At 68.1% G+C, this 21,812-nt stretch carries 19 protein-coding genes; 7 read left to right on the top strand and 12 right to left on the bottom strand.

What is annotated here, in order from left to right:
• Positions 1-17 precede the first annotated feature (17 nt).
• The 3 genes from FHY04_RS04620 to FHY04_RS04610 all read right to left on the bottom strand — a co-directional run bounded on the left by FHY04_RS04620 (position 18) and on the right by FHY04_RS04610 (position 2,992).
• The gene (locus FHY04_RS04620; RefSeq protein ID WP_183935580.1) at positions 18-1,046 is read right to left on the bottom strand and encodes a rhodanese-related sulfurtransferase; all 1,029 of its coding nucleotides are present in this window, start codon (positions 1,044-1,046) and stop codon (positions 18-20) included.
• A 38-nt stretch (positions 1,047-1,084) separates the two neighbouring features.
• The gene (locus FHY04_RS04615; protein WP_183935579.1) at positions 1,085-1,756 is read right to left on the bottom strand and encodes a PAS domain-containing protein; all 672 of its coding nucleotides are present in this window, start codon (positions 1,754-1,756) and stop codon (positions 1,085-1,087) included.
• Positions 1,757-1,834: 78 nt separating this feature from the next.
• A complete protein-coding gene (locus FHY04_RS04610; protein WP_183935578.1) occupies positions 1,835-2,992 on the bottom strand; it encodes a trans-acting enoyl reductase family protein in 1,158 nt (385 codons plus the stop codon).
• 101 nt (positions 2,993-3,093) lie between these two features.
• On the opposite strand from FHY04_RS04610, the gene FHY04_RS04605 reads away from it, so the two are divergent.
• The gene (locus FHY04_RS04605; RefSeq protein ID WP_183935577.1) at positions 3,094-3,444 is read left to right on the top strand and encodes a TfoX/Sxy family protein; all 351 of its coding nucleotides are present in this window, start codon (positions 3,094-3,096) and stop codon (positions 3,442-3,444) included.
• On the opposite strand, the gene FHY04_RS04600 is transcribed toward FHY04_RS04605, so the two are convergent.
• Positions 3,441-5,216: an ABC transporter transmembrane domain-containing protein gene (locus FHY04_RS04600; RefSeq protein WP_183935576.1), complete on the bottom strand. Its 1,776-nt coding sequence runs from the start codon at positions 5,214-5,216 to the stop codon at positions 3,441-3,443. The two genes, FHY04_RS04605 and FHY04_RS04600, sit on opposite strands and share 4 nt — an antisense overlap.
• Positions 5,217-5,401: 185 nt before the next feature.
• On the opposite strand from FHY04_RS04600, the gene FHY04_RS04595 reads away from it, so the two are divergent.
• Positions 5,402-6,634: a polyhydroxyalkanoate depolymerase gene (locus FHY04_RS04595; RefSeq protein WP_183935575.1), complete on the top strand. Its 1,233-nt coding sequence runs from the start codon at positions 5,402-5,404 to the stop codon at positions 6,632-6,634.
• Between the two features lie 69 nt (positions 6,635-6,703).
• Here the strand turns inward: FHY04_RS04595 and FHY04_RS04590 are convergent, their stop codons facing one another.
• The 3 genes from FHY04_RS04590 to FHY04_RS04580 all read right to left on the bottom strand — a co-directional run bounded on the left by FHY04_RS04590 (position 6,704) and on the right by FHY04_RS04580 (position 8,953).
• Entirely contained in the window at positions 6,704-7,186 is a 483-nt protein-coding gene (locus tag FHY04_RS04590) for a pyridoxamine 5'-phosphate oxidase family protein (protein ID WP_031394543.1), read from the bottom strand.
• Between the two features lie 78 nt (positions 7,187-7,264).
• Positions 7,265-8,443, bottom strand: coding sequence for an acetyl-CoA C-acyltransferase (locus tag FHY04_RS04585; RefSeq protein ID WP_183935574.1), 1,179 nt, complete (start codon positions 8,441-8,443; stop codon positions 7,265-7,267).
• A gap of 51 nt (positions 8,444-8,494) precedes the next feature.
• On the bottom strand, positions 8,495-8,953 hold the full coding sequence (locus FHY04_RS04580) for a MaoC family dehydratase (protein ID WP_311723681.1): 459 nt from the start codon (positions 8,951-8,953) through the stop codon (positions 8,495-8,497).
• A gap of 133 nt (positions 8,954-9,086) precedes the next feature.
• Between FHY04_RS04580 and putA the strand changes: the two genes are divergently transcribed.
• On the top strand, positions 9,087-12,137 hold the full coding sequence (gene putA, locus FHY04_RS04575; RefSeq protein ID WP_409349144.1) for a bifunctional proline dehydrogenase/L-glutamate gamma-semialdehyde dehydrogenase PutA: 3,051 nt from the start codon (positions 9,087-9,089) through the stop codon (positions 12,135-12,137).
• Between the two features lie 323 nt (positions 12,138-12,460).
• Here the strand turns inward: putA and FHY04_RS04570 are convergent, their stop codons facing one another.
• Both FHY04_RS04570 and FHY04_RS04565 read right to left on the bottom strand, forming a co-directional pair.
• Positions 12,461-13,636, bottom strand: coding sequence for a mechanosensitive ion channel family protein (locus FHY04_RS04570; protein WP_183935572.1), 1,176 nt, complete (start codon positions 13,634-13,636; stop codon positions 12,461-12,463).
• A gap of 11 nt (positions 13,637-13,647) precedes the next feature.
• Positions 13,648-14,679 carry a DNA topoisomerase IB gene (locus FHY04_RS04565; protein ID WP_260171323.1) on the bottom strand — a complete coding sequence of 344 codons (1,032 nt, stop codon included), beginning with the start codon at positions 14,677-14,679 and terminating at the stop codon, positions 13,648-13,650.
• Positions 14,680-14,765: 86 nt separating this feature from the next.
• Between FHY04_RS04565 and FHY04_RS04560 the strand changes: the two genes are divergently transcribed.
• Entirely contained in the window at positions 14,766-15,329 is a 564-nt protein-coding gene (locus tag FHY04_RS04560; RefSeq protein ID WP_183935571.1) for a type 1 glutamine amidotransferase domain-containing protein, read from the top strand.
• 46 nt (positions 15,330-15,375) lie between these two features.
• Here the strand turns inward: FHY04_RS04560 and FHY04_RS04555 are convergent, their stop codons facing one another.
• From FHY04_RS04555 to FHY04_RS04545, 3 genes are read right to left on the bottom strand one after another with little or no spacing between them, the layout of a single operon-like run.
• Positions 15,376-16,455 (bottom strand): acyltransferase, encoded by a 1,080-nt coding sequence (locus tag FHY04_RS04555; protein WP_183935570.1) that lies wholly within the window; start codon positions 16,453-16,455, stop codon positions 15,376-15,378.
• Entirely contained in the window at positions 16,452-17,795 is a 1,344-nt protein-coding gene (locus FHY04_RS04550; RefSeq protein ID WP_183935569.1) for a putative O-glycosylation ligase, exosortase A system-associated, read from the bottom strand. Before FHY04_RS04550 ends, FHY04_RS04555 begins: the two co-directional genes overlap by 4 nt.
• Positions 17,788-17,946, bottom strand: a complete 159-nt coding sequence (locus FHY04_RS04545; protein WP_183935568.1) for a hypothetical protein — start codon at positions 17,944-17,946, stop codon at positions 17,788-17,790. Before FHY04_RS04545 ends, FHY04_RS04550 begins: the two co-directional genes overlap by 8 nt.
• A 113-nt stretch (positions 17,947-18,059) precedes the next feature.
• Here FHY04_RS04545 and FHY04_RS04540 point away from each other — a divergent pair, with 113 nt between their 5' ends.
• From FHY04_RS04540 to FHY04_RS04530, 3 genes are all read left to right on the top strand, one after another.
• Positions 18,060-19,256, top strand: a complete 1,197-nt coding sequence (locus FHY04_RS04540) for a TIGR04063 family PEP-CTERM/XrtA system glycosyltransferase (RefSeq protein WP_183935567.1) — start codon at positions 18,060-18,062, stop codon at positions 19,254-19,256.
• Positions 19,257-19,267: 11 nt separating this feature from the next.
• The gene (locus FHY04_RS04535; protein ID WP_183935566.1) at positions 19,268-20,131 is read left to right on the top strand and encodes a hypothetical protein; all 864 of its coding nucleotides are present in this window, start codon (positions 19,268-19,270) and stop codon (positions 20,129-20,131) included.
• 81 nt (positions 20,132-20,212) lie between these two features.
• Positions 20,213-21,811: an MFS transporter gene (locus FHY04_RS04530; protein ID WP_183935565.1), complete on the top strand. Its 1,599-nt coding sequence runs from the start codon at positions 20,213-20,215 to the stop codon at positions 21,809-21,811.
• Position 21,812: the final 1 nt, after the last annotated feature.

Below are 21,812 nucleotides of genomic sequence, written 5' to 3'. Positions count from 1 at the left end.
GTGGGTCCTGACTTTCGTCAGGATGACGAAGAGGGGGTTTGCCCGTCGTCATCCGCGTGCGTCTGCGGGAGGACCGCGCCGACATGCGTCTGGCCGCGGGCTTCGGCGAGGCGCATCTGGCGTTCGCGCTCGGCATAGCCGGCGCGCTGGGTCGCGTCGCGGGCGTCGTGGCAGGCGGGGCAGCTGATCCCCTCGACATAGAGCGGCGAGGCGCGGTCGGCGGGGCTGACGGGCATGCGGCAGGCATGGCACAGACCGTGCGTGCCGGGGGCGAGGCCGTGGCCGACCGCGACGCGCTGATCGAAGACGAAGCATTCGCCCTCCCACAGGCTCTCGGCCTTGGGCACGGTTTCGAGATATTTGAGGATGCCGCCCTTCAGGTGATAGACCTCGTCCAACCCTTCCGCTTTCAGGAACGCAGTCGACTTCTCGCAGCGGATCCCGCCGGTGCAGAACATCGCGATTCTTGGCGGCGGGCCGTCGCCGACGAGTTGGTCGCGGTGCTCGCGGAACCAGGCGGGGAAGTCGCGGAAGCTGCGCGTCTTCGGGTCGATCGCGCCTGCAAAGCTGCCGACCGCGACCTCATAATCGTTGCGCGTGTCGATCACGATCGTGCCCGGATCGGCGATCAGCGCGTTCCAGTCGCCAGGCTCGACATAGCGACCGACATCGCCGAGCGGGTCGATATCGGGTTCGCCCATCGTCACGATCTCGCGCTTGAGGCGGACCTTCATGCGGTGGAAGGGCATCGTTTCGGCGCGCGAATCCTTGACGTCGAGCGTGGCACAGCCGGGCAGCGACCGGATATGCGCGAGGACGGTGTCGATCGCCGCGTCGGTCCCCGCGATCGTGCCGTTGATCCCCTCGGCTGCGAGCAGCAGCGTGCCCTTCACGCCTTGCGCACAGCACAGCGCGGCGAGCGGCGGCTTGATCGCGGCGATGTCGGCAAAGGGCGTGAAGCGATAGAGCGCGGCGACGCGGACCGGTCCCAGAGACTCGAGATGGGCCGCAAGAGGATCGGCGGCGGGTAAGGGGTCGGCAGGCATGGGCAGGACGGTCCGGATCGAAGATGGCGCCGCCGCTGTTACGCCAAGTCGGAGTAGGTGGCGAGCAGGGTTTCGGTCCTGGCGAGGCCCGTGGCGGTGAGCTGGATCACGCCCGCGCTGCAGTCGGGGCGTTCGACCAGGCCCTTTTCGGCGAGCGCGCCGATCCAGCGGTGCGTGCGCGGCAGATCGAGCAGGGCCAGCGCGCCGAGCGTCGCCGCATCGATCACCCGACCCTCGGCCTCGGCGAGATAGATCTGCACCAGCACGAGCCAGGCATGGTCGCCGAACAGGTCGTCGCCCAGCTGTTCGCGTCGTCGGTGCAGGCTCCGGTCGACCTTCAGCGCGACCTGCCAGAGCCGTTCGGGCATGACGACGTCGGGCACCGCGGTGAGCGCCTTGGCTTGCGGAAGGTAGAGCGTGCCGACGAGCCGGCCGGCCTCGAGCCCGCGGTCGAGCCGCGAGACATGGACGTCGACCCACACGGCGGCACCGCCGGGCTGGAGATAGCGCTTGCGGATGCAGACCGGGCCCGCGCCGGGGGCGAGCATGGTGACCCGATCGATGTTGCGGACGCGGTCGTCCGGGTGGGTGACGTCGGCATAGGAGCGCCCGACGAGTTCGCTAAGCGGCCGTTGCAGCAGGTCCTCGACGGTCTGGTCCATCGTCAGTAGCAGACCGTTCGGGTCCGACAGGGAATGGCCGACGAGCATCGAGGCGGGAGTCCTTTGTAATCCCCCGTTCAGATAGGGCGCGATCACCCTTATATCAAATGTTTACGCCGTGATCGCTCAGCTGGTGACGAAGGTCAGCCCGGCATGCCCGATCAGCCGGTCGCGCAGTTTGGCGCCCATCAGCGCGCCCGGCGTCCAGATGCCGCCATCGCCCGCGACATCGCGCACGAGGCAGATCGCCGCCTCCGCGATCATCTTGCTGGTCGATCCATAGCCCGGGTCGCGGTCGCCCGTCACGACCGTGTCGATGCGGCTGCCATCGGGCATGATCCCTGCGAACAGCAGGTCGTAATGGCCTTCATCGCGTTCGGCCTTGGAGGGGCCTTGGCCGGGCTTCGGGCCCTTGTCGCCGGCGAACGGATTGAACTTCGCGATCGCCTCGGCCGCGGCCTTGCCCATGTCGCCGAGCCCCGCGACCATCATCTCGTCATAGACGAAGTCCGCGCCATAGGCCTCGCCGAGGAGGAAATTCGTGCGGTGGACGTTCTTGGTGTTGATCGGCGCCATCACGAACGGTGCGACCCAAGTCTGGAGCGTCGAGTCATATTCGGGAAGCAGCCCGGACGGCTGATGCGGCCCGGTGAAGCCGGGGGTGAGCGCGAACGGGCTGGTCAGCAGCTTGACGAGGCCGGGATCGCGCGCGGCGGCGGCGAGCGTCGCCTTGAGGCTGGCCGCGGTGCCGCCGGAGAAGGTGCCCTTCATCGTCCGGACGCGGCCCTTAACGCGCGGCGCAGGACTGCCGTAGCGCGCCCTGGCCGCCTCCTGGAGCGTGAGCACGCCGAGATCGAACGGGATGCTGTCAAAGCCGCACGAGAAGACGATCCGGGCGCCGGTGCGCGTGGCCTCCCCCTCGTGCGCGTCGATCATGTGGCGCATCCAGGCGGGCTCGCCGCACAGGTCGACATAGGCGGTGCCCGATGCGGCGCAGGCGGCGACGAGGTCGGAGCCGTAGAGCTGGTAGGGCCCGACGGTCGAGATCACGACGGTGGCGCGCTCGACCATCGCGCGCAGGCTTGCCGGATCGGCCGAGTCGGCGGTGACGAGCGGCGTGTCGGCGGGGGCGCCGATCAGGTCGCGAACCTCCTCGAGCTTGGCGCGCGACCGCCCGGCCATCGCCCAGCTCAGGCCGGTCGGATAGGCCTGGACCAGATATTCGGCGACCAGCCGGCCGGTGAAGCCGGTCGCGCCATAGATGACGATGTCGAAGTCACGCATGTCCATCTCCCGTTTTGCCGCGGTTCTGCCCCGACCGCCGCCGCCCCGCAAGCGAAACGCCGCGTCTCGTCAAGGCGGGTCGGATCTGGCAGGATCGCGCAATGGCCTCCGATCCGAGCATCGTCGCGTTCATCGTCGAGCAGATCGCCGCCGCGGGCGAGGTCGCCGCGCGGCCGATGTTCGGCGAATATGGCGTCTATTGCGACGGGCGGATGGTGGCGCTGATCTGCGACGACCGGCTGTTCCTCAAGCCGACCCCGGGCGGGCGCGCGTTCGCGGGCAGCGACGGCGCGGCGATCGAGGAAGCAGCGCCCTATCCGGGGGCGAAACCCTGTCTGGTGATCGACGCGGATCGCTGGGACGATGCCGACTGGATGGCCGAGATAGTCCGGATCTCGGCCGCCGAACTGCCGCTGCCCAAGCCAAAGCGCGCGAAACCGCCGAAGGGCTAGGCCGCGTCGTTGAACTGCAGGCTGGCCAGCCGCGCATAGAGGCCGCTGTTGGTCATCAGCGCCCCGTGCGAGCCCTCCTCGACGATCTGGCCGTCGTTCATCACGATGATCCGTTCGGCGGCGCGGACGGTTGCGAGGCGGTGCGCGATGACGAGCGTGGTGCGGTTCGCCATGAGCCGTTCGAGCGCCTCCTGGACGAGCCGTTCGCTCTCCGCGTCGAGCGCGCTGGTCGCCTCGTCGAGCAGCAGGATCGGGGCGTCGCGGAGCAGCGCGCGCGCGATCGTCACGCGCTGACGCTGACCGCCCGACAGCCGCGCGCCGCCCTCGCCGAGGAAGGTGTCGAGGCCTTCGGGGAGCTTGCGGAGGAATTCGGCGGCGTTGGCGGCCTCGGCGGCGGCCCAGAGCTGGTCGTCGCTCGCGGTCCAGTCGCCATAGCGGAGATTGTCGCGCGCCGAGGCGCCGAAGATCACCGTTTCCTGCGGCACCATCGCGATCCGCGCGCGGACCGCGGCGGGATCGGCATCGCGCAGGTCGACGCCGTCGAGCGTCACGCGGCCCGCATCGGGATCGTAGAAGCGCTGGACGAGCTGGAACAAGGTGGTCTTGCCCGCGCCCGAGGGGCCGACGACCGCGACCGTCTCGCCCGGTTTGATGTCGAGCGAGAAGCCGTTGAGCGCGGCGACGTCGCGGCGGGTGGGGTAATGGAACCGGACGCCCTCGAAGGCGAGCGCACCGCGCGAGGGCTGCGGCAGCGCGACGGGCGTGGCGGGCGGTGCGATCTCGGGCGTCTCGCGTAGCAGTTCGGACAACCGTCCGGCGGCACCCGCGCCGCGCAGCAGATCGCCGTACACCTCGGTCAGTGCCCCGAACGCGCCCGCGACGATCCCGCCGGTCAGGACGAAGGCGGCGATCGCGCCGCCGCTGATCCGCCCGGCGGCGACGTCGACCGCGCCTTCCCACAGCACCAGCGTGATCGAGCCGAACAGCAGTCCGATGACGATCGCGGTCATGATCGCGCGCAACAGGATCCGCGCGCGCGCTGCGGCGAAGGTCGCGCGCACCGCGTCACCAAAGCGGGTCGCCTCGCGCTCTTCCTGCCCGAACGCCTGCACGACCTTCATCGCGCCGAGCGTCTCGGTGGCGATCGAGCCGACATCGGCGACGCGGTCCTGCGAGGTGCGCGAGTAATTGCGGACGCGCTTGCCGAGCAGCGCGATCGGCAGGACGATGAGCGGGATTCCGATCATCAGCAGCCCGGCGAGCTTGGGCGAGATCGCGAACAGATAGATCAGCCCGCCGACCCCGGTGAAGGTGTTGCGCAGCGCGATCGAGACGGTGCTGCCGACGACCTGGTCGATCAGCGCAGTGTCCGAGGTCAGCCGCGAGGCGATCTCCGACGGGCGATTCTCCTCGAAGAAGCGCGGCGTCAGGGTGAGCAGGTGACGCTGGACCGTGGTGCGGATGTCCGCGACGACTCGTTCGCCGAGCCATGACACATAATAGAAGCGCACCGCAGTCGCGACCGCGAGCACGACGACGATCATGAGCAGATAATGGAACGATGTCCCGACCGATCCGCTCGCGCCCGGGCCGAAGCCGCGGTCGATCACGCGCTTGAAGCCGTAGGGTATGCCGATCGTCGCGGCCGAGGTGGTTACCAGCGCGAGTCCCGCAAAGGTGATCTGGCGCGGGTAGTTCGCGGCGTGTCGCCACACCATTGCAAGGTCGCCGATCCGGCGGGGCGTCTTTTCGTCGAGTATCGGCTTGGCCATGGCGGATCGCCTAGCAGCGGCGGGGGTCACGCTCAACGGCAACCGCATGACGGCCGGGACGTTGAACGAGCAGGACGCGCACGGGATTGGGACACGCGCGCGCCTGCGTCCCGGCAATGCTCTGTTGCGCGGCAGCATAATTGCGTTACGGAAATGTTAACCCCTTTTGGGGTAGAGGATACCGAATGCTCTACGATGCCTATGAATTTCAGCGGTCGATGATGGCAGGTGCCAGCAGAATGGCCAGTTTCGGGGCGGGAATGCTGAACAATCCAGCAAACCCATTCGCCTATTTGGGCGGCGGCGCGGTCGTCGGATCGGCGCTGGAGGTGTTCGCGCACGTCAATGCGACTCGCGGAAAGCCGGCGTTCGGCCTCGACCACACGATCATCGACGGACGCGAAGTCGCGGTCCGCGAGGAGATCGTGCTGCGCAAGGATTTCGGTCAGCTCAAGCGGTTCGTGCGGGAGGGCGTCGACGGCGGCCCCAAGCTGCTGATCGTCGCGCCGATGTCGGGGCATTATGCGACTCTGCTGCGCGGCACGGTCGAGCGGATGCTGCCGTTCGCCGACGTATACATCACCGACTGGCGCGACGCGCGCAGCGTGCCGCTGTCCGCCGGACGGTTCGATCTCGACGATTATATCGATTATGTGATCGCGTTCCTCGAGGCGATCGGCGCGAACGAGGGGCAGGGCGGCACGCATATGCTGGCGGTCTGCCAGCCGTCGGTGCCCTGCTATGCCGCGGCGGCGCTGATGAGCGCGGACGGCAATCCGTGCCGGCCGAAGACGCTGACGCTGATGGGCGGGCCCGTCGATACGCGCGAGGCGCCGACCGCGGTCAACACGCTGGCGACCGAGCGTCCGCATACGTGGTTCGAACAGAATGTCATCGCGACGGTGCCGGCGAATTATCCGGGCGCGGGGCGCAAGGTCTATCCGGGCTTCCTGCAGCTTGCCGGTTTCATGTCGATGAACCTCGGCAACCACATGGTCTCGCATTGGGAGATGTATAAGCATCTCGTCCAGGGCGACGGCGAGAGCGCGATGGCGAGCAAGGGGTTCTACGAGGAATATCGCTCGGTCTGCGACATGACCGCCGAATTCTATCTGCAGACGATCGACGTGGTGTTCCAGACGCATGCGCTGCCGCGCGGCCTGCTGACGCACCGCGGGCGGCCGGTCGATCCGGCGGCGATCACCGATATTGGCCTGCTGGCGATCGAGGGCGAGCGCGACGATATTTCGGGGCTGGGGCAGACCAAGGCGGCGCTGTCGCTGGCGACCGCTCTTCCCGAGGCAAAGAAGCGGTATCTGATCGCCGAGGGGGCCGGCCATTACGGGATCTTCAACGGCTCGCGCTGGCGCAACACGATCGCGCCGGTGGTCGAGGAGTTCATCACCGCGAACGGATAAGGACCCGCCAGTATAAAGGTCGATCGCGACCGCCGGTCCTGAAACCGGCGGTCGCGATCGGTATCTGGGTCAGCCGACCGAGTCGACGACGGCGTGACTGCTCGACTCGCTCGACGTGATCGTGCCGCCGAACAACATCTTGACGCGTCCGGTCAGCGAGATGTCGGTTTCCCAGAGTTCCGCGCTGTTGATGTCGAAGCGCAGCAGCGTGAGGTTGGGGTCTTCCTTGCCGCCCGGAAACCAGGCCTCGACCTGGTTGTTCCACAGCTTGTCGATCTGCGTACGGTCGTTCATCTGCGAGACGGTGCCGGCCATGCACGCGAAGAAATCATGCCCCTTGCCGACGAACTGCGCCATCGCCGCGCCACCCTTGGCGATGCGGTTGTCGCGACCGGCGAAGAAGAACAGCACGTTGGGCTGATCGTCATCAAGCTGCGCGGTCATCGGCTCGGAATGCTGGCCGTCGTCGAGGCCGATCATCACGAACGGGCTGGACTTCAGCTTGTCGAGGAAGGTGTTCGCGACTTCCTGCGGGGTATCCTTGTCGGCCATCGTCATTCTCCTATTGGCTTGGATTGCCACAGAGAACGGGCGGGGCGGAGGATGGTTGCGACCGCCGCCCCGCGACCATCACAGCACCTCGAACAGGCCCGCCGCGCCCATGCCGCCGCCGACGCACATCGTCACGACGACATGCTTTGCGCCGCGGCGCTTGCCCTCGATCAGCGCATGGCCAGTCGCGCGCGCGCCGGTCATGCCGTAGGGATGGCCGATCGAGATCGCGCCGCCGCTGACGTTGAGCAGCTCGTCGGGAATGCCGAGCGTGTCGCGGCAATAGAGGACCTGGACCGCGAACGCCTCGTTCAGCTCCCACAGGCCGATATCGTCCATCTTGAGACCGAAGCGCTTGAGCAGCTTGGGAATCGCGACGACCGGGCCGATCCCCATCTCGTTGGGTTCGGTGCCGCCGACCGCCATGCCGATATAGCGGCCGAGCGGCTGGAGCCCGCGCTGCGACGCGATCTTTTCCTCCATCAGCACAGAGGCGGACGACCCGTCGGACAGCTGGCTGGCATTGCCCGCGGTGATCGTCATGTCGGGGCCCATCACGGGCTTCAGCGACTGGAGACCTTCGAGCGTGGTGTCGGCGCGGTTGCCCTCGTCGCGGGCGATCGTCACCTCCTTGTAGGTGACGTCCTTGGTCTCCTTGTTGACGATCGCCATGTTCGCGGTGACGGGGACGATCTCGGCGTCGTAATAGCCCGCGGCCTGCGCGGCGGCGGTGCGCTGCTGCGACTGGAGTGCATAGGCGTCCATCGCGTCGCGCGTGATGCCGTAGCGCTTGGCGACGACCTCGGCGGTCTGGAGCATCGGCATATAGACGTCGCGGTGCATCGCGAGCAGTTCGGGATCGGGGGCGACGCGCATCTGCGGCGTCTGGACGAGGCTGATGCTCTCGACTCCGCCACCGATGGTGATGTCCATCTGGTCGGTGATGATCTGCTTGGCGGCGGTGGCGATCGCCATCAGCCCGCTGGCGCACTGGCGGTCGAGCGACATGCCGCTGACTGTCGTCGGCAGCCCGGCGCGGAGCAGCGAGGTGCGCGCGATATTGCCCGCCTGATGCCCCTGCTGCAGCGCGCAGCCGAAGACGACGTCGTCGACTTCGCCCCCGTCGATGCCGGCGCGCTCGACCGCGGCCTTGATCGAATGCGAGGCGAGCGTCGGCGCGGGGGTGTTGTTGAACGCACCGCGATAGGCGCGGCCGATCGGGGTGCGGGCGGTGGAGACGATGACGGCTGAACGCATGATGCTATCCTTTTTCTGAAGTCCCCTCCCGCGAGCGGGTGGGGAGCGGTATCAAACGAAAACCTGGCTGATCCATTCGGCGATCAGGGCGGGCTTGTCCTGGCCCTTGATCTCGACCGCGAAGCTGTTGGTCTGCTGCCACTGGCCGGGGCGCTTCTCGTCGAACGACAGCAGCTTGAAGCGGCCGCGGACCTTCGATCCCGAGCGGACCGGCGAGAGGAAGCGGACCGAGTTGCCGCCGTAATTGACGCCCATCTTCGCGCCCTCGATCGTCGGCGCGTCGGGGATCTTCGACGACAGGAGCGGCATCAGCGAGAGCGTGAGGAAGCCGTGCGCGATCGTCCCGCCGAACGGAGTCTGCGCCGCGCGGGCGGGGTCGACATGAATGAATTGATGGTCGCCGGTGGCGTCGGCGAATTTGTCGATCATGCCTTGCGTGACCTCGACCCAGTCGGACAGCGTCTCGGTGCCGACGCGGTTCTGCATCTCGGCGGTGGTGATCGTCGCCACGGCATTCCCCTCCTAGCCTGTTTGGCGCTAAGCGCAGCGACGTCTCTAGGCGTACAGGCTGGCCGACCGCAAGCCTCACCCAACCGGAAGCTGGAAAATGTCGACTGCCGTAACGTCCAATGCCCGTAACACCATGGCAAAGCTGTACCGCGCAAGCGAACCCGATGTTCTAAAACCGCTGCTGGAGCGTGCCGCGCTCGATTCGGATTCGCGTGAGCGGGTGATGGGTCATGCGCTCGGCTTGCTCGCCGATCTGCGCGCGGCGCAGAGCAAGGGGTGGGTGAACCAGTTCCTCCAGGAATATCGGCTGAATTCGTCAGAAGGGGTCGCGTTGCTGAGCCTCGCCGAGGCGTTCCTGCGCGTGCCCGATCCCGAGACCGCAGACCTGCTGATTGCGGACAAGCTGGGCGATGCCGACTGGCGTGCGCATGCGGGCAAGTCGAATTCAAAGCTCGTCAATTCGGCGACCTGGGGGCTGGTGGTCGGCCGCGTGCTGGTCGGCGAGGGCGCGACCGGGCCGCTGCGCCGGCTGATCAGCCGGGCGGGCGAGCCGTTCGTGCGCCAGGCGGTGGGTGCCGCGATGAAGATGATGGGCGAGATCTTCGTGATGGGCCGGACCATCGACGAGGCGATGAAGCGGATGCGGCGGCCCGAGAACAAGGGCTTCACCGCGAGCTTCGACATGCTGGGCGAGGCGGCGCGGACGCATGCGGATGCGCAGCGCTATTTCCAGGCCTATGTCGGTGCGGTCGATGCGGTCGGGCGCGATCCCGCCGCGGGGCATTCGATCTCGGTCAAGCTGTCGGCGCTGCACCCGCGCTACGAGGTCGCGCGGTGGAGCGAGTGCGTGCCCGCGCTGACAGAGATGCTCGAGGCGCTGGCGGTGCAGGCGGCGTCGAAGGGCATTGCGCTGACCGTCGATGCCGAGGAATCCGAGCGGCTGGAGATGAGCCTCGACATCATCGGCACGGTCGCCGGGCTGCCGTCGCTGAAGGGCTGGGACGGGTTCGGCATGGCGGTGCAGGCGTACGGCAAGCGCGCGCGGCCGGTGATCGCATGGGCGAACCGGCTCGACCGCGTGATGAACGTGCGGCTGGTCAAGGGCGCCTATTGGGACAGCGAGATCAAGCGGACGCAGGTCGAGGGGCTGGCGGACTATCCGCTGTTCACGCGCAAGGCGGCGACCGACGTGTCGTATCTGGCGGTCGCCAAGGACATGCTGGCGGCGGAGAATATCCGGCCGGCGTTCGCGAGCCACAATGCGCTGACGGTCGCGACGATCATGGAATGGGCGGGCAACAGCCGCGATTTCGAGTTCCAGCGGCTGCACGGCATGGGCGACGGGCTGTACGAGCGGCTGGTGCAGGAGAATGGCTATCATTGCCGCGTCTATGCGCCGGTCGGCGGGCACCGCGACCTGCTCGCGTATCTCGTCCGGCGTCTGCTGGAGAATGGGGCGAATTCGAGCTTCGTGCATCAGCTGGCGGACGAGCGGCTGACGGAGGGGGAGATCCTCGCGGATCCGGTGGCGAAGATCGCCGCGGTGGGCGGCAAGCGGCATCCGAGCATTCCGTTGCCGGTCGATCTGTTCGGGGCGGGCGGGCACCGGAATTCGGCGGGGCTCGATCTGAGTGACGTGGATACGCTGGCGGCGACTGTTAAGGTGGTGAATGCGCCGGTCGCTTCGTCAGGGCACCACCCCGGCGAAGGCCGGGGCCCAGTTGGGGGCGGTGATGTGACGGAGGACGGCGCGTCGTCACGGCAGCCTTCCCAACTGGACCCCGGCCTTCGCCGGGGGGGAGCAGCAGGGTTGGGCGGGGATCAGGTTACGGCCGCCATCACCCGCGCGCATGCGGCGTTCCCGGGCTGGTCGCGGTCGCCGGTCGAGGAGCGCGCGGCGTGTCTCGACCGGCTTGCCGACCTGCTCGAGACGCATCGCGACGAGCTGATGGCGATCTGTGTGCAGGAGGCGTTCAAGACGATCCCCGACGCGATCGGCGAGGTGCGCGAGGCGGTGGATTTCTGCCGTTATTATGCGCAGCAGGCGCGCGCGAAGCTGCAGCCGATCGAGCTGCCGGGGCCGACGGGCGAGCGCAACATGCTGCATATCGAGGGGCGCGGCGTCTGGGCGACGATCGCGCCGTGGAACTTCCCGCTGGCGATCTTCCTGGGGCAGACGGTGGCGGCGCTCGTCACGGGCAATGCGGTGGTGGCCAAGCCAGCGCCGCAGACGCCGCGGATCGCCGCGCGGGCAGTCGAGCTCGCGCACGAGGCGGGCGTGCCGGCCGACGTGCTGGTCCTGGTCACGGGCGGGCCCGAGGTCGGCGCGGCGCTGACCGCGGACGCCCGCATTCAGGGCGTGGCGTTCACCGGCTCGACCGCGACCGCGCGCAAGATCGCACGCGCGCTGCTCGAGGACGACAGCCGGCCGATCGTCCCGCTGATCGCGGAGACCGGCGGGATCAACGCGATGATCGTCGATTCGACCGCGCTGCCTGAGCAGGTGGTGGCGGACGTGATCGCCTCGTCCTTCCGATCGGCGGGGCAGCGTTGCTCGGCGCTGCGCCTGCTGCTGGTGCAGGAGGATATCGCCGACGGCGTGATCGAGATGCTGTCGGGTGCGATGGACACGCTGAGGATCGGTCGTGCGGGCGATCCGGCGACCGATGTCGGGCCGGTGATCGACCAGGCCGCCTATGACCGGCTGATGGCGTATCGCGCGCGGGTGGCGACGAAGACCGTCAAGACGCTCGACGTGCCCGCGGACGGCCTGTTCGTGCCGCCGACTTTGGTGCGGATCGGCGCGATCGAGGATCTGAACGAGGAGTGGTTCGGGCCGATCCTCCACGTCGCGACCTGGGAGGCGGGCAAGCTGAGCGAGACGATCGCGCGGGTCAACGCCAAGGGCTACGGCCTGACGATGGGGCTGCACAGCCGGATCGCGCGCGCGGCCGAGGTGATCGAGGCCGAGGCGGCGGTCGGCAACCTGTACATCAACCGGTCGATGATCGGGGCGGTGGTCGGGTCACAGCCGTTCGGCGGCGAGGGGCTGTCCGGGACCGGGCCCAAGGCGGGCGGGCCGCGCTATCTGTACCGCTTCTGTGCGGAGCGGGCGGTGTCGGTGGATACGACGTCGGCGGGCGGGAATGCGACGTTGCTGTCGCTGGATGAGGGGGGGATCTGAGGGGGGTTGTCCCGGCCTACCCACACCCACCTCGTCATCCTCGCGTAGGCGGGGATCCATACTGGCTGGCGGTGAGGGGTATCTCGATCCGTTGAGTCTATGGATCCCCGCCTTCGCGGGGATGACGGAGGGGGGTGGGCTTCCCCCTTGCAGCAGGCGTGCCGCGCTTCCTTCGTCCTCCCCGGCGGAGGCCGGGGCCCAGTTGGGGGACGAGATTGACGACGGGTGCGTTCCGTTACTGCGGCCTCACCAACTGGGCCCCGGCCTTCGCCGGGGAGGTGTGGTGGTTGGTGTGGCGAGTCTCGTCAGAGTCCGGGACCTCGTCAGGTGGATGGTGTATCCGCGCGCGACCGTTGCGCCTCCGGGAATGGCATCACGATCGACCCGTCAGGGGCGGCGGTGAGGTTGACCTGGGTGGGGAAGGCGATCTCGATCTTCTCGTCGTTGAACCGCTGGAGGATGGCGATGCCGACGGCGGTGCGGCCGTTGTAGAAGCTGGCATAGTCGGGGCCGTCGCTGTCGAACTGAACCTCGAAATCGAGGCTTGATGCGCCGAAGCCGGTGAAGCCTGCGCGGACGAAGATCTTGCCCTGCGCCTCGACCACGTCCTTCAGCATGTCGGGAATGCGCGCGCAGATTTCGGCGGGGGTGAAATAGGTGACGCCGATGATGAATTTCGCGCGGCGATGGTTGCGCTGCGTGTTGTTGAGGATCTCCTTGTTGAGGAGGTTCTTGTTCGAGATCACGCGCTCCTCGCCGTCGATACCGCGGATGCGCGTCGATTTCAGGCCGATCGCCTCGACGCTGCCCGAGGCGGTGTCGTAGCTGATCGAATCACCGCGGCGGAACGGGCGGTCGAAGATGATCGCAAGCGCGGCGAACAGATCGGCGAAGATGCCCTGCGCGGCCAGACCGATCGCGATGCCGCCGACGCCGAGGCCCGCGACGAGGCCGGTCACGTTGACGCCGAGATTGTCGAGCACGACGACCATCGCGACCGCGAACACGACGAAGGTGACGAGCAGGCGGATCAGGCCCATCGCCGACAGCAGCGCCTCACCCGAATAATGTTCGGACTGGGTGCGGTGCTCGATCGCGCCGAGGATGATCTCGCGCACCCAGACCGCGACCTGGAATACCGCGGCGACGGTGAAGAGGAAATTGACCGTGGTCGCGACCTCGCCCGGCGCGGCGGAATAGCCGTCGACGAGCTTGGCGGCGAGCATGACGATGAAGAAGTTGCTGGTCCGCGAGACCGCCTTGCCGACGACGATCCCCCAGCCGTTGAGCGCGCGCGGGCGTTCGCATAGCCGGCTGCCGAAGCGGCGTGCGGTGTGGAGCGCGAGGACGATCAGCGCGCCGGCGCCGAACGCGATCAGGATCTGCAGCCAATAGGCCTGGACCCAGGCGAGGCTGGCGGTGACAAAGCCCTGTGCCTGGCTGCCGACATCGCTCGCGTTGAAGATTGGGGCCTTGGCGACGCTGTTGGTATTGGACATCTGGATACTCGTCAGGCCGCGACGGCGATGGTCGCGGGGGTGCCGGCCTCGAGAAAGGCGATCAGGCCGCATTCCTCCCGGCTGAGATAGCGCTTGGCGCGCGGGAGGCGGAGCGCCTTGCGGAAGGTCGACTGGCCCTGTTTGACGAGGTCGATCAGGGCCGGGTGGACATAGCTTTTCCGCGCGATGGCATGCGTGTTGCCGAGCCGCGCGACGACCGGTTCGAGCATCGCCTTCAGGCTGAGATCGCGCTCGGCCGAGGCGAGCGCCTCGAACGCGGCGACGCTGGCGGCCCAGGTGCGGAAGTGCTTGGCGGTGAAGTCGGTGCCGGTGACCGCCTGGATATAGGCGTTGACGTCGCTCGACGTGACGGGATGCGCCACGCCGTCATCGTCGAGCCAGGCGAAGAGATGCTGTTCGTCGAGATCCTGGCATTTCTTCACGAAGCTGCTGAGCGAGCGGTCGGTGATCCGGAGCGTCCGCATCTTGCCCGACTTGCCCTTATATTCGAGCCGGAGCGTGGCGCCCTTCACCGCGCCGTGGCGCTTGCGGAGCGTGGTCGCGCCGAAACTCTCGTTCGCGGCGGCATAGGCCTCGTTCCCGATGCGGATATGCCCGCCGTCGAGCAGGCGGAGGACCGCGGCTACCGCGCGGTCACGGCTGAGCGAGCGTTTGCGCAGATCGGCCTCGACCGCCTTGCGCAGCTTCGGGAGGGCGAGACCGAAATCGGCGCAACGCTCATATTTCGCGGCGTCCTGCGCCTCGCGGAAGCCGGCGTGATAGCGATATTGCTTGCGACCCTTCTCGTCCCAGCCGACCGCCTGGATGTGACCATTGGGCTTGGGGCAGAACCAGGCGTTGCTGTAGGCGGGGGGCAGGCCGACCGCGTTGAGCCGGTCGATCTCGTCACGGTCGGTGATGCGGGTGCCCGATGCGTCCCAATAGCCCCAGCCGGCGCGCATCTTGCGGCGGGAAATGCCGGGCTTGCTGTCATCTGAATATACGAGTCTGCTGGGCAACGCGTCGCTCCTTCCGGCCGACATTCGAAATGTTCGGGCGGGCGCATCGTTCCGGAACGACCCGCGCGGCGCGGGGTTGAGGGGGCACGGGATTTCACTGGAGACATGACATGGCCGATCTTTCCCAGGCACGCATTCTGATCCTCGCCACCGACGGTTTCGAGACCGTCGAACTGTTCGAACCCAAGAAGGCGCTCGAGGCGGCGGGCGCGAAGGTGACGCTCGCGTCGATCAAGACCGACCCGATCCAGGGCATGAAGGGCGACATCAACAAGGCGGAGACGATCACCCCCGAGCTGACGCTCGACGAGGTCGACACTGACGATTACGACGCGCTGGTGCTGCCCGGCGGCGTCGCCAACCCGGACGCGATGCGCGTCCAGGAGCGCGCGATCGAGATCATCACCGAGTTCATGGAGGACGGCAAGATCGTCGCCGCGATCTGCCATGCGCCTTGGCTGCTGGCCGAGGCGGATGTGATCGACGGGCGTCGTCTGACGAGCTTTCCGTCGATCCGCACCGATCTGGAGAATGCCGGCGCGGAGGTGGTCGACGAGGAGGTCGTGGTCGACGACAATCTGATCACCAGCCGCAAGCCCGACGACATCCCCGCGTTCAACAAGGCGATCATCGCCGCGCTCGAGGAGGAACTGGCGGACGAGCCGGTCGATTGACGCTCGACGATCAGATGCGACGAGATACCGGGGGTCAGCGTGTTTGCTAGCCCCTTTTTGGTGTTTGGCCAAAGCGGTTGATCCAGGCTTGCGCGGGCCGCTCGACGCCGTGGTACAGCGCGAGGGAGGCCAGCAGGATCCCGAAGAGAAGCGCGCCGATCAGGAGCGGCGAAACCGCGACTGCGCTGGCGACGAACGCCATCTTGAACGCGGTCCAGAGCAGCGAATGGCTGAGATAGGTCGAAAAGCTGATCTCGCCGAGACTGTGCAGCGGCCAGGAGGCGAGCGGGTTGCGGGGCCGGTTGGAGGTCAGCGCGAGCGCGAGCAGCAGCGCCGCGAGCGCGGCCGGCACCGCGACGATTTCGTTGACGAGGCCGCTAGCAAAGCTCGCAAAGCCCAGGCTGCTGACGCACAATGCCGCGACGAGTGCGCGCCGGGGGTGCTCGCGGTGGCGTAGCCACAAAGCCGCGACCGCGGTGCCTGCCGCGAATTCGGTGACGCAGCGCAGGACGCCGAACCAGGGGATCGCCTGGCCGAGCGTCGTCATGCCGTTCGATCGCATCACGTAAGCGAGCAGGCCCAGCGCGACGGCGATCGCCGCGATCAGGCCGAGTGTCGGGACGCGTCGCCAGTCGATGACGAGCGGGAGCAGCGGGAAGGCGAGATAGGCAAACATCTCGCTCGAGATCGACCAGGCGGGATCGTTCCAGTCGAGCGCGGTGACGCCGAACCAGTCGCGCGTCATCGGCCAGTTCTGGAGCAGGAGGATATGCACCGGCAAGCGGTCGAGCGGGAAGCGCGGGTCGGGGGGGCGTCCGGTCAGCGCGAGCGCGGCGACGATGAGCAGCGCGACGCCGAGCATGACGAGGTGGAGCGGCCAGATCCGCGCGACCCGGCGGCGCAGAAAGCCGGGGATGGCGCGCCAGCGCTGCACGGCGATCCGGTCGGCATAGCTCAGCCAGATCACGAAGCCAGAGAGCAGGAAGAAGAAGTCGACCGCGAGATAGCCCTTGGCGAGAAACCGCTGCACGCCGTCGGACACGCCGAGCGCGGCGCGGAGATGGAACAGCACGACGAACCATGCGGCGACGCCGCGCGCGCCGGTCAGCGCCCGGAGTTCGGTCATGCGGGCAGGGGCGTGCGCGCGGGGCGTCGCATCGGACGGAAGCTCGCGTCACGGCGTTTGCGCCCGAGATAGGTGTCGAGCCCGATCTGCGCGCCGATCAGCATGTAGATGAACGGCTGGAACGCGATCGCGATGAACGCCGCGCCGAGCAGATAGACGAGATGGCCGCTCTGCAATGCGGCGGCGAGCGGGCCGGCCCAGGCGAACTGCCCTTCCGGATCGCGGTAGCGGCGGCGCAATATCTCCATCCGGACGAGGCCGCCCAGATTGAGGACCAGCCACAGCGCGAGACCGAAATAGCCCTGTTCGCCGAGCATCTCGAAATAGGCGCTGTGATAGGCGCGCGCCTTGTCTTCCTCGACACGGCCCGGCGTCGCAGCACCGGTGCCGGCGAGGTCGTAGCGGATGCGGTTGCCGCGATACGCCTCGAACCCGCCGCCGAAGGGATGCGATTTGGCATAGTCGATCGTCCACTCCCACACCGCGATCCGGGTCGAGGCGGATTCGTCGGCCTGGTAGGTCTTGATCGTGTTCATGCGGTCGGTGAAGGTCGAGGGCAGGAAGGGGATCGCGATCAGCCCGAGTGCGCCGAGCCCCGCCAGATACAGCGCCTTGCGCTTGACGACGCGCAGCGACAGGACCGCGAGCAGCGCGATGCAGAGCAGACCGGTGCGCGTCGAGGTGCCGACCGGGATCAGCAGGCAGGCGAAGACGAGCGCGACGCAGAAGCCGCGCACGCGCCAGTCGGGTTTGAAGATCGTCCCGTAGCGCATGAACCAGATAATGATCGGGATGATCGCGACCGCGACCGCGCTGATCGTGCTGCCTTCGTAGAGCCCCGAATTATTGTCGACCATCAGGTTCAGCTGACCATAGCCGCCGCCGCCGCTGGCGATCGTCTTGATGCCGCCGACGATGATGATCGAGGCCGCCGACAGGATCATGAACAGCAGCAGCGCCTCGATCCGGAGCCGGGTGCGCAGTGTCAGCGGCAGGAAGGCGGCAAAGGCGAGCGCCTTCCAGACCCAGTCCCATTTGTCCTTCGCCTCGATCGGGAAGTCGGCGGCGAGCGTGGTCGCCCAGCAATAGAGCAGCAGCACGACGATCAGCAGCTGGCGCGGCGCGACCCGCGTGTCGCGCTTGTCGTCCGCGATCAGCCAGCCGCCGACCGCCAGCGCGACCGCGATCAGCGAGATCGGGACGGTGTTGAGCAGCAGATAGGTCAGCCGCTGCGGCGAGACGATGTCGATATAGACATAGGCGAGGACGAGCAGGAACGGACGCCGGAACCCGAGCGCGAAGATCGCAGCCAGAAAGGCGATGAAGGCGAGATCACGCACGCGGGCGGCGTCCGTCACGGTCGAGCGTGCCGCCACCCGTGCGATCGTCGTCGGATTTCGGCTCGGAATCGAGATCGGGGCGGCGGAGCAGCAGGATCGCGGCGAGCATCATCAGGCCGTGCGTCAGGCCCAGCGCGAAATTGTCGATCATCGGCCCACCTTCCGTGTCTGCGCGGTCCCGTTGCCGCCCGTGTCCGTCGCAGCGGCATAGGCCACGGCGGTTGACGCGCCGTTAAGCGCTGTCATGGCAACACGCTACTCACGATGCGCATTCTTCATATCCTCGACCACGGCCTGCCCCTGCAGAGCGGCTATACCTTTCGCACGCGGGCGATCCTCAAGGCGCAGGAGGCGCGCGGCTGGACGGTCGCGGCGGTGACCGGGCAGCGTCATGGGCCGGCCGCCGCCGCGGTGGAGTCGGTCGACGGGCTGACCTTCCACCGGACGCCGGCGACGCGCCGGTCGGGGCCGCTGGGCGAGATTGCCGGGATCCGCGCCTTTGCCCGCCGGATCGAGGCGGCGGTCGATGCCTTTCGCCCCGATATCCTGCACGCGCATTCGCCGGTGCTCGATGCGTTGGCCGGACTCATCGTCGCGCGGCGGCGCAAACTGCCGCTGGTCTACGAGATCCGGGCGTTCTGGGAGGATGCCGCGGTTGGTAACGGCACCGGGGCCGAGGGATCGCTCGCCTATCGGACGACGCGCGCGCTCGAGACCTGGGCGGTCGGCCGTGCGGACGGCGTCGCGGTCATCTGCGAGGGGCTGCGCGACGACCTGATCGCGCGCGGGATCGACGGGGGCAAGATCATGGTGTCGCCAAACGGTGTCGACCTGACGCTGTTCGGGGCGGTGTCGCCGCGCGACGACGCGCTGGCGGCGACGCTGGGGCTCGACGGCAGGGACGTGGTCGGCTTCATCGGCAGTTTCTATGACTACGAAGGGCTGGACGACCTGATCGCGGCGATGCCCGCGCTGGTCGCGGCGCGGCCGGACGCGCGGCTGCTGCTGGTCGGGGGCGGGCCGATGGCGGATGCGCTGGCGGCGCAGGCCGCGGCCTCGCCGGTCGCGGACGCGATCCATTTCGTCGGCCGGGTGCCGCATGCCGAGGTCGAGCGCTATTACGGGCTGATCGACATCCTCGCCTATCCGCGCAAGCGGATGCGGCTGACCGATCTGGTGACGCCGCTCAAGCCGCTCGAGGCAATGGCGCAGGGGCGGATGGTGGCCGCGTCAGACGTGGGCGGACACCGCGAGTTGATTCGTGACGGGGATACGGGCACGCTGTTCCCACCCGACGATCCGCCAGCGATCGCGGCGGCACTGGCGGGGATGTTCGACGATCGCGCGGACTGGCCGTCGCGCCGCCAGCGTGCGCGGGCGTTCGTCGAGCGCGACCGTAACTGGTCGTCAAACATTTTGCGTTACGAACCGCTTTACCATCGGCTGATACAGGCCGAATGACGGACCATGGCATGACCGAATTCCATCGACAGTCCCCGATCCGCCACCTTCCCGTCGCCGCAGCACTGTTCGTCGCGGTCGCTGCGGTCATTGGCCTTGTCGCGATGCCGGAGACGATGCTCGAGGAACTGGTCTGGCGGACAGGGGTCGCCGCGCTGATCCCCGCCGCACAGCCGCCGCTGGGGACGACGGCGCGCGTCGTTCTCGCGCTCGCCACCGCGTTTATCGGCGCGGCGGTGACCTGGTCGGCGCTGTTCCTGCTGGTGGGGCCGGGGGGGCTGCTGGTGCGTCCGCCGCGTCGTCGCGACGACGGCGTGCCGGTCGTCCGCCGGGCCGATGCGCATCCCGACGCGCCGCCACGCCGGCCGATGACCGCGGCCGATCTCGGCACGCCGATGATGGAAGTGACCGCGGCGAACCCGGTCACGCTCGAACGGTCGATCCCGGCGGACCTCGACCAGCCGCTCGCGGCGTTCGACCCGCATGCGATCCTGCCGGTGCCGATGGCGCCGATCCGGCCGGTCACGCCGCTGGTGCAGGCCGAGGCGGCGCCGGTCGCGCCAGCCGCTCCGGTCGAAGACGAGGAGCGGGTCGAAGAATTAGCCGACGCATCCGTCGCGATCGACGAGCCGGTGGAGGCCGCGACGGTCCCGATCATGGTCAGCGAGCCGGTCGCGCCGCGGGTTTCCGTGGCCTGGTCAGCGCCATCGGCGGTGCCACCGTCAGCTGGTGCGGTAAACGGTGCGGCGCGGCATGAGCCGCGTCTGGTCGATACGCCGGCGCCGGCTCCATCGCCGTCACCGCCCTCGATCGAGTCGCTGTTGCGGCGGCTGGAGCAGGGTGCGACCCGGCGGCGTCAGGCGACATCGGGCTGACATACCGCGACCGCGTGAAACCGCTGTTGATACGAAGAAACCTCTGATACCGATTGCTCGAAAACGACGGTCGGAGGGGTCATGGCGCAGGTCGCGGATCAATCGAAGTTCGAAGAAGCGCCGCCGCCTGCAGAGCCGGACGGGCAGGCGGGGGCGACCCGCTATGGCTGGTATGTGCTGTCGATCCTGTTCCTGGTCTATGTGCTCAACTTCGTCGACCGGCAGATCATCTCGATCCTTGCCGAGGACATAAAGCGCGATCTGGGGCTGAAGGACCAGGATCTCGGGTTTCTCTACGGGACCGCCTTCGGGGTCTTTTATGCGCTGTTCGGGATCCCGCTCGGGCGGCTTGCGGACAATTGGCACCGCGTCCGGCTGATGACGATCGGCCTGACGCTCTGGTCGGTGATGACGGCGGTGTCCGGTCTGTCGCGGACCGGCGGGCATCTCGCGGCGGCGCGGATCGGCGTCGGCATCGGCGAGGCGACCGCCAGCCCGTCGGCCTATTCGCTGATCTCCGATTATTTCCCTAAAAGGCTGCGTGCGACGGCGTTGTCGATCTATTCGGCCGGGCTTTATGTCGGTGGCGGCTGCTCGCTGTTTATCGGCGGGGCGATCGTGCAGGGCTGGAACCGGGCCTATCCGGGGGGCGGGCCCTTCGGCCTCGTCGGGTGGCAGGCGGCGTTCATGGCGGTCGGCGTGCCGGGTCTGCTGCTCGCGATCTGGATCGCGACGCTGAGGGAACCGATCCGCGGGCATGTCGAGGGGCTTCCCGAACCGGCGCCGCACCCCGCACCGTTCCGCGCCTTTGCCGGCGAGCTGCTGACGATTGTGCCGCCGCTGACGCTGATCGGTGCGGCGATGGGCGGGGTCGGGGCGTTCGTCGTCAATCTCGCCGGGCTGGCGATCGTCACACTGGCGGTGGTAGGGCTGGTGGCAGCGGGCGAGCCCTGGCCGCAATGGGTGGCGATCGGGACCGGCGTCTATGCCGTATTCTCCTGGGCCTGTGCGCTGCGCCGCCGCGATCCGCCGACCTTCGCGCTGATCATCGGCACGCCCGCGTTCCTGTGCACGGTCGTCGCCTATGGCCTGAACGCGTTCCTCAGCTATGCGGCTAGCTTCTGGGCGGCGCCCTATGCGCTGCGCGTGCTTGGCGCGACGCCGTCGAGCGCGGGGTTCCTGCTCGGCGGGCTGGGCGCGCTTGCGGGGTTTCTCGGGCTGACGATGGGCGGGGTCATGTCCGACCGGTTGCGGCGGACGAACCCGGCGGGGCGGCTCTGGGTGGTGATCTTCGGCGCGGTCGTGCCGGTGCCGTTCCTGTGCCTCGCCTTCACCGCGTCGGCGCCGCTGCCCTTCTATGCCGGGATCTTCCTCGCGCAGATTACCGCGAGCTGTGCGCTCGGTGCCGCGGCGGCGACGACGCAGGATCTGGTGCTGCCGCGGATGCGGGGGACGGCGACCGCCACCTTCTTCATCGGGACGACGCTGATCGGACTGGCACTCGGGCCGTATCTGGCGGGTCGCGTGTCAACGCTCAGCGGGAGCCTGTCGGTCGGGATGCTGTCGCTGCTGGTCAGCGTGCCGATCACGCTGGCCGCGGCGGTCGCGGCGTACCGGCTGGTCCCTGCCGCCGAGGCGTCGCGCGAGGCGCGGGCCCGGGCGGCGGGGGAGGTCGCCTAGC

Source organism: Sphingomonas sp. BK481, from assembly GCF_014194875.1.
In the GTDB taxonomy this organism is placed as follows: Bacteria; Pseudomonadota; Alphaproteobacteria; order Sphingomonadales; family Sphingomonadaceae; genus Sphingomonas; species Sphingomonas aerolata.
The sequence above is the reverse complement of the archived record's forward strand: the minus strand, read 5'-3'. Positions and strand labels throughout refer to the sequence as shown.

Bases quoted from the DNA above. Each gene is read 5' to 3' on its own strand.
- FHY04_RS04615 (WP_183935579.1), bottom strand. From the start codon at position 1,756: ATGCTCGTCGGCCATTCCCTGTCGGACCCGAACGGTCTGCTACTGACG.
- FHY04_RS04620 (WP_183935580.1), bottom strand. From the start codon at position 1,046: ATGCCTGCCGACCCCTTACCCGCCGCCGATCCTCTTGCGGCCCATCTC.
- FHY04_RS04530 (WP_183935565.1), top strand. From the start codon at position 20,213: ATGGCGCAGGTCGCGGATCAATCGAAGTTCGAAGAAGCGCCGCCGCCT.
- FHY04_RS04535 (WP_183935566.1), top strand. From the start codon at position 19,268: ATGACCGAATTCCATCGACAGTCCCCGATCCGCCACCTTCCCGTCGCC.
- FHY04_RS04555 (WP_183935570.1), bottom strand. From the start codon at position 16,455: ATGACCGAACTCCGGGCGCTGACCGGCGCGCGCGGCGTCGCCGCATGG.
- FHY04_RS04590 (WP_031394543.1), bottom strand. From the start codon at position 7,186: ATGGCCGACAAGGATACCCCGCAGGAAGTCGCGAACACCTTCCTCGAC.
- FHY04_RS04565 (WP_260171323.1), bottom strand. From the start codon at position 14,679: ATGTCGGCCGGAAGGAGCGACGCGTTGCCCAGCAGACTCGTATATTCA.
- FHY04_RS04545 (WP_183935568.1), bottom strand. From the start codon at position 17,946: ATGATCGACAATTTCGCGCTGGGCCTGACGCACGGCCTGATGATGCTC.
- FHY04_RS04560 (WP_183935571.1), top strand. From the start codon at position 14,766: ATGGCCGATCTTTCCCAGGCACGCATTCTGATCCTCGCCACCGACGGT.
- FHY04_RS04605 (WP_183935577.1), top strand. From the start codon at position 3,094: ATGGCCTCCGATCCGAGCATCGTCGCGTTCATCGTCGAGCAGATCGCC.
- FHY04_RS04595 (WP_183935575.1), top strand. From the start codon at position 5,402: ATGCTCTACGATGCCTATGAATTTCAGCGGTCGATGATGGCAGGTGCC.
- FHY04_RS04600 (WP_183935576.1), bottom strand. From the start codon at position 5,216: ATGGCCAAGCCGATACTCGACGAAAAGACGCCCCGCCGGATCGGCGAC.
- FHY04_RS04570 (WP_183935572.1), bottom strand. From the start codon at position 13,636: ATGTCCAATACCAACAGCGTCGCCAAGGCCCCAATCTTCAACGCGAGC.
- putA (WP_409349144.1), top strand. From the start codon at position 9,087: ATGGCAAAGCTGTACCGCGCAAGCGAACCCGATGTTCTAAAACCGCTG.
- FHY04_RS04585 (WP_183935574.1), bottom strand. From the start codon at position 8,443: ATGCGTTCAGCCGTCATCGTCTCCACCGCCCGCACCCCGATCGGCCGC.
- FHY04_RS04610 (WP_183935578.1), bottom strand. From the start codon at position 2,992: ATGCGTGACTTCGACATCGTCATCTATGGCGCGACCGGCTTCACCGGC.
- FHY04_RS04540 (WP_183935567.1), top strand. From the start codon at position 18,060: ATGCGCATTCTTCATATCCTCGACCACGGCCTGCCCCTGCAGAGCGGC.